General features: G+C 32.9%; 20 protein-coding genes. 13 read left to right on the forward strand and 7 right to left on the reverse strand.

The genetic code is table 11. The features are described from left to right. Positions 1 to 14: 14 nt before the first annotated feature. Positions 15 to 611: a TetR/AcrR family transcriptional regulator gene (locus tag J2S15_RS17120; RefSeq protein WP_307410582.1), complete on the reverse strand. Its 597-nt coding sequence runs from the start codon at positions 609 to 611 to the stop codon at positions 15 to 17. A 328-nt stretch (positions 612 to 939) separates the two neighbouring features. Here J2S15_RS17120 and J2S15_RS17125 point away from each other — a divergent pair, with 328 nt between their 5' ends. Together J2S15_RS17125 and J2S15_RS17130 are read left to right on the forward strand one after the other, a co-directional pair. Next, positions 940 to 1,821 (forward strand): ABC transporter ATP-binding protein, encoded by an 882-nt coding sequence (locus J2S15_RS17125; RefSeq protein WP_307410584.1) that lies wholly within the window; start codon positions 940 to 942, stop codon positions 1,819 to 1,821. A gap of 16 nt (positions 1,822 to 1,837) precedes the next feature. Further along, complete coding sequence (locus J2S15_RS17130) at positions 1,838 to 3,451, forward strand: ABC transporter permease (protein WP_307410586.1); 1,614 nt, start codon at positions 1,838 to 1,840, stop codon at positions 3,449 to 3,451. 45 nt (positions 3,452 to 3,496) lie between these two features. Here the strand turns inward: J2S15_RS17130 and J2S15_RS17135 are convergent, their stop codons facing one another. Together J2S15_RS17135 and J2S15_RS17140 are read right to left on the reverse strand one after the other, a co-directional pair. Further along, positions 3,497 to 3,733: a hypothetical protein gene (locus J2S15_RS17135; RefSeq protein ID WP_307410589.1), complete on the reverse strand. Its 237-nt coding sequence runs from the start codon at positions 3,731 to 3,733 to the stop codon at positions 3,497 to 3,499. Positions 3,734 to 3,789: 56 nt separating this feature from the next. Continuing rightward, positions 3,790 to 4,497: a hypothetical protein gene (locus tag J2S15_RS17140; protein WP_307410593.1), complete on the reverse strand. Its 708-nt coding sequence runs from the start codon at positions 4,495 to 4,497 to the stop codon at positions 3,790 to 3,792. Between the two features lie 142 nt (positions 4,498 to 4,639). Between J2S15_RS17140 and J2S15_RS17145 the strand changes: the two genes are divergently transcribed. From J2S15_RS17145 to J2S15_RS17170, 6 genes are all read left to right on the forward strand, one after another. Beyond that, on the forward strand, positions 4,640 to 5,137 hold the full coding sequence (locus J2S15_RS17145) for a hypothetical protein (RefSeq protein ID WP_307410596.1): 498 nt from the start codon (positions 4,640 to 4,642) through the stop codon (positions 5,135 to 5,137). A 68-nt stretch (positions 5,138 to 5,205) separates the two neighbouring features. After that, positions 5,206 to 5,622, forward strand: a complete 417-nt coding sequence (locus tag J2S15_RS17150) for a VOC family protein (RefSeq protein WP_307410598.1) — start codon at positions 5,206 to 5,208, stop codon at positions 5,620 to 5,622. Between the two features lie 92 nt (positions 5,623 to 5,714). Then, the gene (locus tag J2S15_RS17155) at positions 5,715 to 6,074 is read left to right on the forward strand and encodes a DUF1801 domain-containing protein (RefSeq protein ID WP_307410599.1); all 360 of its coding nucleotides are present in this window, start codon (positions 5,715 to 5,717) and stop codon (positions 6,072 to 6,074) included. Between the two features lies 1 nt (position 6,075). Further along, on the forward strand, positions 6,076 to 6,495 hold the full coding sequence (locus tag J2S15_RS17160; protein WP_307410601.1) for a DUF1801 domain-containing protein: 420 nt from the start codon (positions 6,076 to 6,078) through the stop codon (positions 6,493 to 6,495). Positions 6,496 to 6,703: 208 nt separating this feature from the next. Next, a complete protein-coding gene (locus J2S15_RS17165) occupies positions 6,704 to 7,051 on the forward strand; it encodes a PadR family transcriptional regulator (protein ID WP_307410604.1) in 348 nt (115 codons plus the stop codon). Continuing rightward, the gene (locus J2S15_RS17170; RefSeq protein ID WP_307410606.1) at positions 7,044 to 8,069 is read left to right on the forward strand and encodes an HAAS signaling domain-containing protein; all 1,026 of its coding nucleotides are present in this window, start codon (positions 7,044 to 7,046) and stop codon (positions 8,067 to 8,069) included. Before J2S15_RS17165 ends, J2S15_RS17170 begins: the two co-directional genes overlap by 8 nt. Positions 8,070 to 8,093: 24 nt before the next feature. Here the strand turns inward: J2S15_RS17170 and J2S15_RS17175 are convergent, their stop codons facing one another. Then, on the reverse strand, positions 8,094 to 8,723 hold the full coding sequence (locus J2S15_RS17175; RefSeq protein WP_307410607.1) for a HEAT repeat domain-containing protein: 630 nt from the start codon (positions 8,721 to 8,723) through the stop codon (positions 8,094 to 8,096). Between the two features lie 129 nt (positions 8,724 to 8,852). On the opposite strand from J2S15_RS17175, the gene J2S15_RS17180 reads away from it, so the two are divergent. The 3 genes from J2S15_RS17180 (at position 8,853) to J2S15_RS17190 (ending at position 10,664) form a co-directional block, all read left to right on the forward strand. Then, complete coding sequence (locus J2S15_RS17180) at positions 8,853 to 9,332, forward strand: MGMT family protein (protein ID WP_307410609.1); 480 nt, start codon at positions 8,853 to 8,855, stop codon at positions 9,330 to 9,332. Between the two features lie 59 nt (positions 9,333 to 9,391). Further along, positions 9,392 to 9,679, forward strand: coding sequence for a putative quinol monooxygenase (locus tag J2S15_RS17185; protein ID WP_307410612.1), 288 nt, complete (start codon positions 9,392 to 9,394; stop codon positions 9,677 to 9,679). 118 nt (positions 9,680 to 9,797) lie between these two features. Next, positions 9,798 to 10,664, forward strand: coding sequence for a VOC family protein (locus J2S15_RS17190; protein ID WP_307410615.1), 867 nt, complete (start codon positions 9,798 to 9,800; stop codon positions 10,662 to 10,664). A 34-nt stretch (positions 10,665 to 10,698) separates the two neighbouring features. Here the strand turns inward: J2S15_RS17190 and J2S15_RS17195 are convergent, their stop codons facing one another. Next, positions 10,699 to 11,160, reverse strand: coding sequence for a hypothetical protein (locus J2S15_RS17195; protein WP_307410618.1), 462 nt, complete (start codon positions 11,158 to 11,160; stop codon positions 10,699 to 10,701). Between the two features lie 127 nt (positions 11,161 to 11,287). On the opposite strand from J2S15_RS17195, the gene J2S15_RS17200 reads away from it, so the two are divergent. Then, complete coding sequence (locus J2S15_RS17200; protein ID WP_307410621.1) at positions 11,288 to 12,613, forward strand: dihydrolipoyl dehydrogenase family protein; 1,326 nt, start codon at positions 11,288 to 11,290, stop codon at positions 12,611 to 12,613. Between the two features lie 44 nt (positions 12,614 to 12,657). Here the strand turns inward: J2S15_RS17200 and J2S15_RS17205 are convergent, their stop codons facing one another. Beyond that, on the reverse strand, positions 12,658 to 13,830 hold the full coding sequence (locus J2S15_RS17205) for a MupG family TIM beta-alpha barrel fold protein (RefSeq protein ID WP_307410624.1): 1,173 nt from the start codon (positions 13,828 to 13,830) through the stop codon (positions 12,658 to 12,660). Between the two features lie 124 nt (positions 13,831 to 13,954). Here J2S15_RS17205 and J2S15_RS17210 point away from each other — a divergent pair, with 124 nt between their 5' ends. Continuing rightward, positions 13,955 to 14,254 carry a PTS sugar transporter subunit IIB gene (locus tag J2S15_RS17210; RefSeq protein WP_307410627.1) on the forward strand — a complete coding sequence of 100 codons (300 nt, stop codon included), beginning with the start codon at positions 13,955 to 13,957 and terminating at the stop codon, positions 14,252 to 14,254. Between the two features lie 24 nt (positions 14,255 to 14,278). On the opposite strand, the gene J2S15_RS17215 is transcribed toward J2S15_RS17210, so the two are convergent. Then, positions 14,279 to 14,764 carry a pyridoxamine 5'-phosphate oxidase family protein gene (locus J2S15_RS17215; RefSeq protein WP_307410630.1) on the reverse strand — a complete coding sequence of 162 codons (486 nt, stop codon included), beginning with the start codon at positions 14,762 to 14,764 and terminating at the stop codon, positions 14,279 to 14,281. Positions 14,765 to 14,880: the final 116 nt, after the last annotated feature.

Consider the following 14,880-nt stretch of genomic DNA (forward strand, 5'->3'; position numbering starts at 1 on the left):
AAAAAGTTGTTTCATTATTTTGCTGGTGCAAGCCCTTTGATCATCATTTCTGTCCACTGGGTAGTATACGGAACGATTCGATCATAAATTTTAGGGTTAGAGATTCCCTCAATCAACGCCTGAAAATATACCAATAAAAATTCATCCGAATATTTCAGATCCACTTTCCCTTCCTTTTTACCTCGATGAAATAAATCCAACATGATACCAAAGCTTTCCTGCGTATACTGTTTCATTATAATAGAATCACCTTGTTCATCTCTACCAGTAAAATATTCCATCAGATCCAAATAAAATCGGTGATTAATCTCTTGCAGATACTTAATCTTATTATTACTCATTGCAATGAGCGTATCTTCAAAAGACATTCCTTTGTCCATAATTGCTTTTGTTGTATTTCCCATCAAATCAAAAAAATAACGAAAGACTTCTTTTATTAATTCTTCTTTACTTCCAAAATATTTAAAAATTGTTGTCTTTCCTACACCAGCTATTTTCGCTATTTCATCCATTCTCACATTTGCGATTCCCTTATCTGTATTCATCATCTGAAATGTCGCTTCAATAATTTGATGTTTCTTAACCTCTGTCCTTTTTTCAAACCCGTTCATATTCACTCCTGCTTTCTGTACTCATCATATCACAAAAATACAAAATTATGAACTATTAAATATTTTTAGTTCTTAACTTTATGAAATTAACAGAATTTTAACAAATTAAACACCAAAATTATCATTTTAGTATTGTATCAGTATTGACTTTAGCGAAAAAGTATATATCATTAAACTTGTAAATGAACTTTGGTTTGATACAAGGGGATAAAAGGAAAAATAGATGGAAGATAGCTAAATCCTTATATTTATTTCTCTACGATTTGAACGTTGTCTTAGAACTGGAAAGCACGTTACAACTTAACTATAAAAAAGGAGTATCAGTGTTATGGAAATTATTAAAGTAAAAGGTTTACAAAAAAAATTCGGTAAATTTACTGCTCTGCATGATGTATCACTAAGTGTTAATGCAGGTGAAGTTGTTGGTTTCATCGGACCTAATGGGTCTGGTAAATCAACAACCATTCGTGTTTTGCTGGGAATCATTAATCGTAATGGTGGAAGTGCAGAAATCTTTGGAAAAGATGTCTGGAGCGACAGTCTGGAAATTCATAAACGAGTTTCTTATGTTCCTGGAGATGTTGCTCTATGGGGAAATTTAAGTGGTGGAGAAATTATTGATTTGTTCATAAAACTTCACGGTGGTGGAGATAAAGCAAAACGTGATTATCTGATTGAACGTTTTGAACTAGATCCAAAGAAAAAAGCAAAAACTTATTCAAAAGGAAATCGTCAAAAGGTTGGATTAATTGCAGCCCTCAGTGTTGATTCTGATTTATATATATTTGATGAACCAACATCAGGGTTAGACCCCTTAATGGAAGCTGTATTCCAGGAAGAAATTGAAAAAATAAAAGATGCTGGAAAAGCAATTTTGCTTTCTTCACATATTTTAAGTGAAGTAGAACGTCTTGCTGATAAGGTTGCAATTATTCGTCAGGGTAGAGTCGTAGAAACTGGAACACTAGATGAATTACGTCATTTAACTCGTTCAACAGTTACTTTGGTTACTGAAAAAGATGTATCGGCAATTTCATCAGTGGATGGAGTTTATGATTTTGTATTGAATGGTGAACAAGCTACCTTCTCTGCTGATAATCAGCATATGAATACTATTATGAGTGAAGCAGTCAAATTAGGTGTAAAAAAATTTGAATCCGTGCCTCCAACCCTAGAAGATTTATTCATGCGTCATTACACAGGACAATAACTGTGGAGGTATGATGATGAAAGAAAAATTTTCGCTTTGGAATGTATTATTCATTCAGTATCTAAAACGTGATTGGAAGAAAATCATTGTTTGGATTATTGGAATCAGTATATTTGCAGCTGGCTTTGTCCCAGCATTTGAAGAAATTGGAATGGGTCAGGGGTTAGCTGGTATGTATGAGACCATGCAAAACCCAGCAATGATTTCAATGGTTGGTCCTACTCCAATCACAAATGCACTTGATTATACATTAGGTGCAATGTATTCAAATGAAATGCTGTTGTTTTGCGGAATCTTCGCAATGATTATCTCAGCATTACATGTTATTTCTCACACCAGAAAAGAAGAAGACTTGGGTCTTAGCGAACTTATACGTTCCTTTCAAGTAGGACGTCAGGCAAACTCATTAGCTGTTATCATTGAAACCATACTAATTAATATTGTATTAGCAATCGTAATTGGTGGAACCATGGTAAGCTTTGGTGTTGAATCTGTCACAAGTGATGGAACGTTCCTCTTTGGAGCATCCATTGGATTAGCAGGTATCATCGGAGCTGTACTAGGATTGGTTATGGCGCAAATCATGCCTTCAAGTTCTGGAGCTACTGCAACAACCCTCAGTCTGATTGGTTTACTATATGTAATTCGTGCAGGAAGTGATATTTCAAATATTGATTTATCAATGTTGAACCCTATGGGATGGACGTATCTCACATTTCCTTTTACTGAGAACAACTGGATACCACTTATTTATGGAGTTATCTTCTGTGGTATCGTGGTAGTGATTGCTTTTGTGTTAGAAGGCAAACGTGATATGGGAGCTGGTTACCTTCCTGAAAGGGAAGGTCGTGCAACTGCCAAACAATCTTTACTATCCGTTCCTGGTCTACTATTCAAACTAAATAAAGGAACTATTATTGCATGGCTAATTGCCTTTGTTGTTTTAGGTGCTGCTTATGGATCAATTTATGGTGATATGCAGGCTTTCTTGGAAAGTAATGATTTAATGAAACAAATGTTTGCTGCTGGAGGAGTTTCACTTGAATCATCCTTTACGTCAACAATTATGATGATCATGGTTGGTTTAGCAGCAATCTTGCCAGTTGCAGTCATAAATAAATTGTTTACAGAAGAAAACAGACTACATCTAAGCCAAATTTACTCAACCAAAGTAACACGTTCACAAATGTATTGGACAACCGTTGCTATTGCAGTAATTGCAGGACTTATAAGTATCCTATTTGGTGCTGGTGGTCTAGGTGGAGCAGCAATCACAGCATTAAGTGGTGATTCATCATTAAGTATGCTTGATTTCTTAGTGGCAGGAATGAACTTCTTACCAGCTGTTTTATTCTTTACTGGTTTAGCAGCACTTGTACTTGGATGGTTGCCAAGATTTGGAAAAGCAGTTTATGGTTATCTAGGGTATTGTATTGCCATTAATTACTTTGGAGGAATATTAAATCTTCCTGATTGGTTTTCTAAAACTGCAATCATGAGTTGGATTCCTCGAATGCCTATGGATGACTTCGATGCAGTGGTCTTTATTGTTATTACTGCTATTAGCATTGTATTCATGATTGTTGGATACATTGGATATAAAAAACGCGACTTACTAGAAGGCGCTTAATATAATAAAAGCAAAAGATAATCATGTCTTTTGCTTTTTTCATTTCTATTTTGATACATGTTGTGAACCAAATTGGTCCATAATTGCTTTCACTTCTGCTTTCTTGTCATCTTCTAATGCATCAATAATTTTTGGTGTCACTTCATTAAGAAACTCATTATTGAATGTCCCATCATTTTGACGTTGAAAGCATTCTTCTAGTAACTTCTTCACTTCTTCCACTTTATCAGGTTTTGCAAATCCTACAATAAAGTCAAAGAATTGTTGTTGTCCTGGATTCATGTGTGCTCCTCCTATTCTGCTACTATCATTCTACTACTTCGACAGTCAACAAACTACTATTTTACAACCGTCCATTCATCAATTGTTTTACCATCTTTATCAACTAACTCCAACCAGCTATTTGTACCAGCAAAGTATAGAAATAATCCAATTTCATTTACACTTTTTAAAACAATATCCTTAGTTGTCACAAAGTTTTCAAACGCATCTTTATGTTCTTCCCTTAATGTATTTCCCATCTTTGCAGACAAACCCACTGAACCATCTTTATTAAGTGGTGCTTCTTTCATCATTGTTGCTCCAGCCTTTAACAGCATTTCATTTCGTTTCTGCCAAATTACAGTTGCTTTACTTTCTCTTGCATCAACATAAAACTCAATTTGACTTACTTCTTTACTCCAGCGATGTTGAGCTTTTGCTGGTTTGCGTTTTTCCTTCTTTTGCATCACATAGCCAAATGCATCTAATATTGCCAGTATCTCATTTTCAACATCTGATCCTGCCTGATTATTTTCTAATGTATCTTTCATTTCATCTTCACTTATTCCATAGGGCATAACAATCGCAATAGCTTTATCATATTGATTATTATCTTCTAAATCGTTCATGTTATCTACATACTTCACAAAGCGACGATCTTTCATTAAGATATATAACTCATTGTCTTTTATGTTTTTAACACTCTTTAATATTTTCACAATTGCATGTTGTGATGAGATTAATATTTTACTATCATCTATCATTACTTCTAATTTAAGTTCCATAACCATTCCTCTTCCTTGTATATCTCTAATCTATCATAACTATAGATTGATGTCATTTAACTTACTTCAATTTAGTGATGTTTTCTTGTTGTGATATTATTATTTTTTTGTTACAATATACAAACCAAATAAGAGGTAATTTATGCAACAAAGTGCACCAACAAATGAACAAATATCACAATGGAAGAAAGTATGGAGTCAATACAAAGATCGTTTAAAGCCTAATCGTAAAAGTGGACAGGACGTAATTGACTATCTTTTCTCTAGATATCCATTAACTGAAGTAGATGATGAAGCATTAAAAGAAGTTGTTACAAGCAATATTATGTGCAATGAAGTATATAAAGAAAAACTACCAGATGGTCAACAACCTTCTCCACGTGTTTTCTACTTAGATAACATTGGACATGGTAAACATATCTACAAACAACAAGACCCAATGTATAAGGACACTAAAATATTCATTGGAGTAGATACTGTTTCTGGTCATTTCCATATCGAAGGAAGCAGTCTTTTATGGGATGAAGTATGTGCATATCAAGGTGTAGATGAATACGATATTCAAAATTTCTATTATGTTGCAGAATATATCAGTTGTTTAAAACGATTTGATTTACTAAATTCAATATTAAATTCGTAAACTATTAATCCTTCATATCATTTTCAATATATCATTGATATAATGAACGTAATATGGAGGATTTTATTATGTTTAGTATTTCACTTAATTTCAATGGAAACTGTAAAGACGCTATTACCTTTTATGCAAAAGTATTTAAACAGGAAACACCAACCTTCCTGACTTATGGAGAATTGGATACTTCTTTTGATCCTAATGTTCAGATGTCTGAAGAAGGAAAGAATCGTATTGCAAATGTTCAGTTAAATATTGGTGGAACGATTGTTACATTCTGTGATATGCCAGATAACTTTGAGTTTATCAACGGAAACAATCTAACCTTGTGTGTTGGCTTTTCTGACTTTGCAGAGGCTACAAGAGTATTTAACGAATTAACAGAAAATGGTGGTATGGTATTTGTTCCACTAACACAGGAAAATCCAGCTTACAGTCTGTTAGCTGATCAGTTTGGTATCAACTGGAATATATCATGCATTGATATGTAGAAACTTATCTTTGGATAAGTTTTTTTCTGGTTACCTTAGTATCAAATCTCTATCAAAACTCTTATAATAGGAGAAAGGAAAGGAGATTGTTTATGTTAAAAAAGACAGATGAAAAAATCAACAAATTATACGTATCATTAGATAAGTCACAACAAGAAATTATGGATACACTAATCATTCTTCTACAGGAATTACCTTATGAGGTGGAAGGTGAATGGAAATGGAACGCACCTAATTATACCTATCAAAAGAAACTATTTGCTTATATCAATACAGCAAAAAATCATGTAACTTTTGGATTTCATGATGGATATCGTTTAGATGAATATGATGAACATCATATCTTACAAGGAAGCGGAAAGAATCTTCGTTATATAAATATTACAGATGCAAAAATGATTCCTAAAAATGAGTTGTTAGCACTTGCTACAAAAGCAATTGAGATTCGATAAAATGGCTGAAGCAAAAATGAAAATAACATCCTATGATGTTAATGCCTATTTAGAATCAATTGAAAATCCCAAGAAAAAAGAAGATGCAAGAAAGTTATTTGATATCTTCAAAGAAGTATCACAATATACTCCTGCTATCTGGGCAAATAAAGTTGTTGGATTTGGTAATCTTCATTATCGATATAAAACTGGACATGAAGGTGATATGCCATATTCTGCATTCGCCATTCAAAAAGCAAGAATTACTTTATATCTATGGATTGATGAAGATAAAAGAAAACCACTATTTGATAATCTTGGAAAATATAAAGTAGCCAAATCTTGCATTTACATCAATAAATTAGATGATATCAATATTAATACTTTAAAAGAAATAATTAAACTAAATGAAAAAGGATTAAACGATAGTTTTCCAAAGTAAAGGAATCGATTCCACAAAATGTGAGTCGATTTTTTTTGCCCTAACCATACACAAGTATATCCTCCATCAATTGACAGAATTACACCTAATCCTGAAGGCACTACTGTTGCATCTACTATCTTGTTTTTTAATACATTGTTAAAAAACATATATTTTACTATTGACAATAGTGTGTGTAGCACAGTATAATATGGGTGAGGTGATAAACATGCCAGAAAAAGAACAATTAAATAGTTTTCTAGTTGAGCTAAGACGAGGTAGTTTGATCTTAGCAGTACTAGGAAGTTTGAAACAACCACATTATGGTTACTCACTATTACAGACAATGAAGGATCACGATATAGAAATTGAAGCCAATACACTATACCCTCTGCTTCGTCGTTTAGATAAACAAGGTTTACTAAATAGTGAATGGGATACAAATGAAAGCAGACCAAGAAAGTATTACACAATCAGTAAGCAGGGTGAATCACTGCTCAAAGAATTATTAGTAGAATGGGGAAAGATGCAAGACAGCATTGAATCAATTTGTAAGGAGGATATGAACCATGGATAAAATTATTAATAAATACGTTTACGATGTAACACGTAGATTACCTGAGAAAGACCGCTTAGAAGTAGAAGAAGAATTAAAAGCAAATATTTATGATATGCTTAGTGACAATCCTGATGAAGCAGAAGTCAAAGCAGTGCTACAAGAGTTAGGACATCCTTCGAAGCTAGCTGAACAATATCGCCAAAATCCAAGATATTTAATTTCACCAGCAATGTATGATCAATATATTCAAATTTTAAAATGGCTATTGCCACTTGTTGGTGGAATTCTAGCAGCATTAGGATTTATCCTTGGTAGTTTAGATGTTATAAGCGCCGCAAGTGGTACTGTTGATATCAAAGACATTTTAAAAGAATCAATTTCTCAAGGAATTAGCATGGGAATATCAGGAGCATTCCAAGCTTTATTTTGGACAACACTAGGGTTTGTAATCGCAGAACGTTCTGGATATCAGCAAAAAATTGCGAAAGAATGGAAAATCGAAGATATTCCTGAAATCCCTAAAAATGACAAAGATAAAATTTCATTATCTGAAACAATTATAGAAATGGCATTATCAGTAGTATTTACTGTTATTGGAATATTAATCTGTAGTGGAATCATTCCAGTTGCCTTCTCTTTTGCACACAATGGAAGATTTGTTCAAGAAGTGTTCAATACAAGTTTCCTACAAACTTGTGTACCAATATTCATCATTATTCTTGCATTCTCAATGCTTGAATATATTAGTAAATTAGTATATCGCAGATGGCACCCAATGGTGTGTACTGGAGTTATCATTAGTAATATCGTTAGTGCTGGTGGATTCATTTACCTATTAACAAGACCAAATATCTTCAGCAGAGAATTCTTAAACTTTGTAGAAACAAATGATTGGGGAAGTCATGATATCATGCAATTCTTTGGTACTGGTGGAAGTAATCCTGTAATTATTACAATCATAATTATTATAGTAGTAGTAACTGTAGCAACAAGTGCTCATGCACTATACAAAACAATAAGAGCAAACGCCAGATAATATAAAAGCAATAATCGTGTGTGATTATTGCTTTTTCATTAGCAACCCATTCTTAGTGACTAATTTATATACTTGAAGAATTCTTTTATTATTTAAATCCCACAAACTGATTTCATCAATGATTAATTGAGGATGCTTCTTACTAATATCTCTTAGTGCATTCCCTGCTGACTTACGCACATATTCACTTTCATCATCTTTTAATGGTGATAAGTAATTTACTGCTTTTTGTGGATGTTCTTTGAAGTGTGGTCGAGAGGTCCATATTCGCAAACCTTCACTAACTGCTCTTCGCACATTAGCTACAGGTGATTGTAACCATTCTTCAATATAAGGAATGGCTTTTTCATAACCTGTTTTACTACAAAAGTAATCAAATGCCATAGCTAAAATTTCTTGCACTCTCCAATTATCATCTTTACTTACTTCATCCTTCAAAAACAGCAAACATGATAGATTATCAATTGAAAGATAACCAAGAAGAAATACTGCCAGTGAACGTTCCTGATAGGCATTTGAAGAATATAGTTCATATGCAAGTTTTTTACTCTCAACTGCATCCATCGATTTATATAATTCAATCGATACTTCCTTAATTACTTTAAATCCTCCTTCAATGTTTAGTATTGTATCTTTAACTTCCTTATATTCCATCGCCTTACCTCTTTTAACATATCTATCATATCATACTATAATTTACTTTAATAATTAGTAAAATAATTAAAACTGTCTCATTGAATTATAGTTTAAAACCCTCTATGATTGAAGTAGGAGGTACTACTTATGGCTAATGAAGATAAAAAAGACTTTAATGAAATGCTTCAAAGAAGCAATGGGATGCCAAAGATTCAAATTATTGATGATGAGAAAGCAATCAAAAAATATGGTGGAGAGAGAATGTATTTTGCGCCACCAATGGATTATGATAACATCATGAAAACTATTCCTTTTGGAAAAGTAATTACTACTGGTGAGATACGTGAATATTTCGCAAAACATAATAATGCCGATTTCACTGATCCAATTACTTCTGGAGTATTTGTTTCCATAGCTGCCTGGGCAAGCCATCAAAGAGAAGATAATAAAACACCTTTCTGGAGAACTTTGAAAGCCCATGGTGAGTTAAACAAAAAGTATCCTGGCGGTATTGAAGAACAAAAACAATTATTAGAAGATGAAGGTCATACGATTATTAAAAAGGGTAGAACAAATATTCGATATTACGTAAAGGATTATGAAAAGGTACTTGCCACTTTAACGTAATACTTACAAACACCTTTCTTATTTATGCTATAATAGGTACAGAAAAGGGGGATACCTTTATGATAAGAGTTATCGCAACATTCCAGTTACAAGAAGATATGATTGACGTCGCAAAGAAAATTGCTGAAGTCCTGGTAAGTGAAACAAGAAACGAAGATGGATGCATTCAATATGATTTACTTCAAGATAATAAAGATGAAAATCATCTAGTAATGATTGAACACTGGGAAACACAAGAAAAACTGGATGCTCATTCAGCCAGTGAACACTTTGCTAAATATGTTCCAATGCTTGCTGAGTTATGTGTAAAAGCACCAGAAGTTGTAACTTATAAAAATTTATTTTAAGAACACATATGATATCGTCAACAGGCGGTATCTTTTTGTTTCATTTGAGTGGCTATTTATGATTGCGGATTCTATAATGAAGTTAGTAAAAACATTTACTAGGAAAGGAAAAAAATATATGAATAATAAATTTGCAAATTGTTTATGGTTCAATGGAAAAGTAGAAGAAGCAGCAGACTATTATCTAAATCTTTTTCAAGAAACTAAAAGAAATCGTACATTATATTTTGTGGAAGATGCACATGGAACAACTGGTGATATCCTTACTATTTCATTAACCCTTGATAACCAAGAATTTGTTTTATTGAACGGAGGTCCTGACTTCGTCATGACACCTGCAATCTCTTATGTTATTAACTGCACAGATGCTGGACATTTAAAGAGGATATGGGAGGAGTTAAGTAAAGATGGCGAAATACTAATGGATCTTGATAATCTGCCAGGAGTTGGTTTATTTGGCTGGCTAAACGATAAATACGGAGTATCTTGGCAATTAAAAGTAGGGGATGGTAAAGAAACAATTACACCATGTTTTATGTTCGCGAATAATCTTTATGGAAAAGCTAAAGATGCGATGGAAACATGGATAGAATATTTCCATAATGGAACTATATTGTCACAATCAACAGACAAAGATGGTTCCCTCACGATTGGTGAGTTTGAGTTATTTGGACAACACTTTCTAGCAATGGACAGTGCGATGAACCATGACTTTACATTCTCAATGGCTAATTCATTTTATGTGTATTGTGAAGATCAAAATGAAATTGATAATCTATGGGATACTGTAACCAAAGATGGAGTAGAATATCCATGTGGTTGGATGATGGATAAATTTGGTGTTCCTTGGCAAACTGTTGCCAGAGATATGGATGATCTAATTGATATCAAAGAACCTAAAAAAGCATTAGCTGTAACTAAAGAATTATACAAAATGAAAAAAATTGATATCAATCTATTACGTAAAGTTTATGAAGAAAATTAAAAGAAATGGCAGAAAATAAATTCTGCCATTTCTTTTATATTTTTATATCTTCAATACTTTCAGTAATAATCCAATCATCCATATTGCTTTCACGATTATATTTAAACGGTTCTACTGCTTCCAATTTATCTATTTCAAATACTGCCAAGAATTTCTTACCAGCCCATCGTTTGTATTGGTCTTTCGATAGATTTAATTCTTTTTCATATTTATCCACAAATGCAACTGATTCTTCTTTTGTCATTTTTTCAGTTTCAATCACTTTAGAGATAATACCACGATGAGTAATCAACATATCGCCACCAGTTTCCACAAAATACACAATATCGTCCACTTTCGCACGTCCCCCTAAAGGAACTTTCTTCCCTGCAGCACCACGAATAATCATCGTCTTTTCTTTATTTATTAATTTTTCTAATTCTTTGGCTTTATCATTTAAATAAACCAAATGCTCTGCTCTTCCTTCTTTTGCCTTATACCATTCACTAACTGCCATAAGTTCTCCTCCTATTATTAATAAAATTGTATCATAGGAGGTATAGAAAATATACTGTTCGTTTCCTTTGTATAAAAATTAACCCAATAGTACAATTTAACTATCAAAGGAAAGTTAGGAGATATATATGAGAAAATATGATATTGCAATTATCGGCTCAGGTGTTGGTGGATTTGCCAGTGCTTCAGCATTAATTGAAGCAAAGAAAACAGTAGTAATGATCGAAGAAGATGTGTGGGGTGGAACTTGTCCAAACCATGGGTGTGACCCAAAGAAAATACTGCTCTCAGGCGCAGAAACAATCGAACAGAATATCCAATTAAAGGGAAAAGGAATTACTGATGTAGCCTCTATCAACTGGGGCCAGTTGATGGAATTTAAGCGTTCATTCACAAATCCATTTCCAGATAATTTTAAAACGAATGCTGAAGATTTAGGAATTGATACAATAAAAGGTACTGCAACATTTCTAAGTAAGAATCAAATTCAGGTTAATGATGAGATAATTGAGGCAAGTAATTTTATTATTGCTACAGGACAACGTCCAAGCCTTTTAAATATTGAAGGTAAAGAATATATGAATACCAGCACTGATTTTTTAGAGCTGGATGAACTACCAAAAAGCATGGTATTCTTAGGAGCGGGATACATTACATTTGAACTGGCAAGTATTGCTAATCTTGCAGGAAGTGATGTAACAATCATTCATCATAATCATCGTCCTTTAAAAGGATTTGATGAGAATTATGTTTCTGATTTAGTTTCTTCGATGAAGGACAAAGGAATCCATTTTGCATTTGATGTAGATATTAAAAAAGTTAGTAAAGAAGATGATAAGTATGCACTTAGTGGAAATGATTATTCCTTACAAACTGATTATGTTGTCTGCGCAGCTGGAAGAGTTCCTAATATAGAAGATTTAAATTTAGAAAAAGCAGATGTTACATATGATAAACGAGGAGTTCAAGTCAATGATTTTATGCAGACTTCTAACCCTTCTATTTATGCATGTGGAGATGTAGTTATTAAAAAGCAACCAAAGTTGACTCCAGTTGCCTCATTTGAAGGAAGTTACGTGGCGAGTAAAATCTTAGATAATACAGTAAAAGAAATTGATTATCCAGCAATTACAACAATTGTATACAGCAGTCCTAAACTTGCGAAAGTTGGGATTGATATAAGTGAAGCAAAAGAACAACCAGATAAATATTCAATCAATGAAATTGATATGACGAACTGGTTTACTTATCGAAGAATGAATGAACCCATTGCGAAAGCAACAGTAATCTTTGAAAATAAAAAACTTGTTGGTGCCTATACACTAAGCAATCAGGCAGACACATTAATCAATTATCTTACAATCTTAATTGACAAAAAAATTACAAAAGAAGATATTCAACAAATGATTCTTGGTTCACCAACTGTTGCTAGTGATTTATTACACCTATTTTAAAACAAAATGACATAGTCGATATTTTATCCACTATGTCATTTTGTTTATTTTATAAATACAACAATATCACCATCATTAATAAGCTCTAACATCATTAATTCTTTTTCATCAATATAACCCAGGAAATTCCTTTGACCATCATTTTCGATTTGCTCTAATACAATCTGAATTTCTCCACTATAATGCTTATAATTGTCATTCACCACTACAATACTTCCACGTTCAAAATAGTCTTTATTACTATTTCTAGGTTCTATTGTTTTCGTGTTATAAATGAATCTTGGTAAACGAGAACGCCAAATCCACTCAGAACTATCACCCATGTCACAGTGGGGATAAAAATCGAATAAGATTTCCTTTTCAATATCACTAATCTGACTATCCAAATGAACTCTCACTTTCTTTTGACTAGAATTCTTATTCCCTATAAAACCTGAGGATAAAATCATCTTAATAATCGGGTTATCCTGATCAATCGCTACTGGTTTTAGGGTTTGAGCCAACAGTTGAAATTCTTTCTCACTTGCATATGCATTTCCAATAAGCACATCATCCACATGATCTGTTGCCAATAATAATCTTAATTGCAAATCAATTGGTAACCCACGAAGTTTTTCAACTGTACATAATCCATCAGTTGCATCCCATACACCATGAGTATCTTTTTCATTTGAACTTATAAAAGCACCTACTCTTACTCCCAATTCTCTTAACTCTTTGTTGATTCTACGAAACTTATCCCACTTCATCCCAGTATAACGCTGAGGATAAAAATTATGACAGACTAGAATCTTAGAAGGTTCTACTCCTTTATCAATTAATCTCTTAATATGAGCACTATCTATAATAGATGCATTGAACTCAATCAGAATTCCATATGGATTATTGATTAACTGTAAATCACCGTCATCGCCAAAACTTAAATCCATTCGAATAATATCAACATGTAGGTCGTTGAATACAGATAGATTATCTGGTGATGCGCCAACTCTTTCTAGGCATTCTGGATTCACATCTAATGAAACCTGAATTCCAACTTCATGAGCACTATCAATTAATTCCTTAAAGTAATCCAATACCTCTTCTTTACTGCCGTCAACTGAAAACATACTCGAAAATACTCTTGTACATCCATTTTCTGCTGCTAGTTTAAGATATTCTTTAATCTCATTCAATGGTTTTATATCTGGATATACTGACACTCCTAATCGATGCATATACAGTCCTCCTATATATTTTTTATATCTAAAATCATTATATCATGCTTTGATTGACACGCAGTGAAGACAAATGGTATATTGCATACATAAGTAAAATTCCAAAAGGAATGGTGAGGTAGTTATGAAAATTATAAGATTGTTTTGTGCTGGTGGTGCATCTACTGGTATGCTTGTACAAAGGATGAAAAAAGCTGCAGAAGAACAAGGTTTGGAAGTTGAAATCAGTGCTCATGCAGTAAATAAGTATATTGATTTAGGACCAACCTCTGATTGTGTTCTACTAGGTCCACAAGTTGGTTACCGCAGTAAACAAATCATTGAAGAGTTGAATTCAGTACCTGTGGAAGTTATCAATTCTATGGATTATGGAATGATGAATGGCGAAAAAGTGTTGGCTCGTGCTATGGAAATAATGAAATAAAAGTTCTTCATTGAAGAACTTTTATTATCTCATTTTCGTTAATTCAATTGATTCTTTTCCACTCATATGTTCAATTGATATTTCTACAATTGCTGTATGAGCTAATGATTTCTCAATTTCCTTAATCGTTCCTTCTTTATGATTTGGCGAATATTTATCTGCCAATACTTCGAGTGCAATTCTTTTATCTTCTTCACTCTCTAAAACACGTGCTTTTCCAAATACAATAACACTTCTAAAATAGGTTGTGTATTCTTCTGGAACTACATCATCCTTTTCTATAACACAGAATGACACTTTCTCATTACGCATAATTCCATCTAGCTTATGTCCTGTTTTCGCACCATGGAAATAAATCCTATTATCCCTATATACATAACTTAATGGTACAGCATATGGATAATCATCATCCCCACTAACTGCTAACACACCTGCTGTAGCTTTGTTTAAAATATCAATACACAGTTCCTCTGCTAATACCTGTTTACTTCTTCTCATCTCTCTAAACATTTTAGATCTCCTATCTTTTAAATAAAACGTTCTTTTAATTTCTACTATAATTTATTGGAAAGAAAAAGAACGTTTACTAATAATATGTTTATTTTACTTCTATTTATTAGTGGAAT

The organism is Breznakia pachnodae, assembly GCF_030814225.1.
GTDB classification, from domain to species: Bacteria; Bacillota_I; Bacilli_A; order Erysipelotrichales; family Erysipelotrichaceae; genus Breznakia; species Breznakia pachnodae.

Coding starts and splice junctions, on each gene's coding strand:
- J2S15_RS17120 (WP_307410582.1), bottom strand. CDS start 611: ATGAACGGGTTTGAAAAAAGGACAGAGGTTAAGAAACATCAAATTATT.
- J2S15_RS17125 (WP_307410584.1), top strand. CDS start 940: ATGGAAATTATTAAAGTAAAAGGTTTACAAAAAAAATTCGGTAAATTT.
- J2S15_RS17130 (WP_307410586.1), top strand. CDS start 1,838: ATGAAAGAAAAATTTTCGCTTTGGAATGTATTATTCATTCAGTATCTA.
- J2S15_RS17135 (WP_307410589.1), bottom strand. CDS start 3,733: ATGAATCCAGGACAACAACAATTCTTTGACTTTATTGTAGGATTTGCA.
- J2S15_RS17140 (WP_307410593.1), bottom strand. CDS start 4,497: ATGGAACTTAAATTAGAAGTAATGATAGATGATAGTAAAATATTAATC.
- J2S15_RS17145 (WP_307410596.1), top strand. CDS start 4,640: ATGCAACAAAGTGCACCAACAAATGAACAAATATCACAATGGAAGAAA.
- J2S15_RS17150 (WP_307410598.1), top strand. CDS start 5,206: ATGTTTAGTATTTCACTTAATTTCAATGGAAACTGTAAAGACGCTATT.
- J2S15_RS17155 (WP_307410599.1), top strand. CDS start 5,715: ATGTTAAAAAAGACAGATGAAAAAATCAACAAATTATACGTATCATTA.
- J2S15_RS17160 (WP_307410601.1), top strand. CDS start 6,076: ATGGCTGAAGCAAAAATGAAAATAACATCCTATGATGTTAATGCCTAT.
- J2S15_RS17165 (WP_307410604.1), top strand. CDS start 6,704: ATGCCAGAAAAAGAACAATTAAATAGTTTTCTAGTTGAGCTAAGACGA.
- J2S15_RS17170 (WP_307410606.1), top strand. CDS start 7,044: ATGGATAAAATTATTAATAAATACGTTTACGATGTAACACGTAGATTA.
- J2S15_RS17175 (WP_307410607.1), bottom strand. CDS start 8,723: ATGGAATATAAGGAAGTTAAAGATACAATACTAAACATTGAAGGAGGA.
- J2S15_RS17180 (WP_307410609.1), top strand. CDS start 8,853: ATGGCTAATGAAGATAAAAAAGACTTTAATGAAATGCTTCAAAGAAGC.
- J2S15_RS17185 (WP_307410612.1), top strand. CDS start 9,392: ATGATAAGAGTTATCGCAACATTCCAGTTACAAGAAGATATGATTGAC.
- J2S15_RS17190 (WP_307410615.1), top strand. CDS start 9,798: ATGAATAATAAATTTGCAAATTGTTTATGGTTCAATGGAAAAGTAGAA.
- J2S15_RS17195 (WP_307410618.1), bottom strand. CDS start 11,160: ATGGCAGTTAGTGAATGGTATAAGGCAAAAGAAGGAAGAGCAGAGCAT.
- J2S15_RS17200 (WP_307410621.1), top strand. CDS start 11,288: ATGAGAAAATATGATATTGCAATTATCGGCTCAGGTGTTGGTGGATTT.
- J2S15_RS17205 (WP_307410624.1), bottom strand. CDS start 13,830: ATGCATCGATTAGGAGTGTCAGTATATCCAGATATAAAACCATTGAAT.
- J2S15_RS17210 (WP_307410627.1), top strand. CDS start 13,955: ATGAAAATTATAAGATTGTTTTGTGCTGGTGGTGCATCTACTGGTATG.
- J2S15_RS17215 (WP_307410630.1), bottom strand. CDS start 14,764: ATGTTTAGAGAGATGAGAAGAAGTAAACAGGTATTAGCAGAGGAACTG.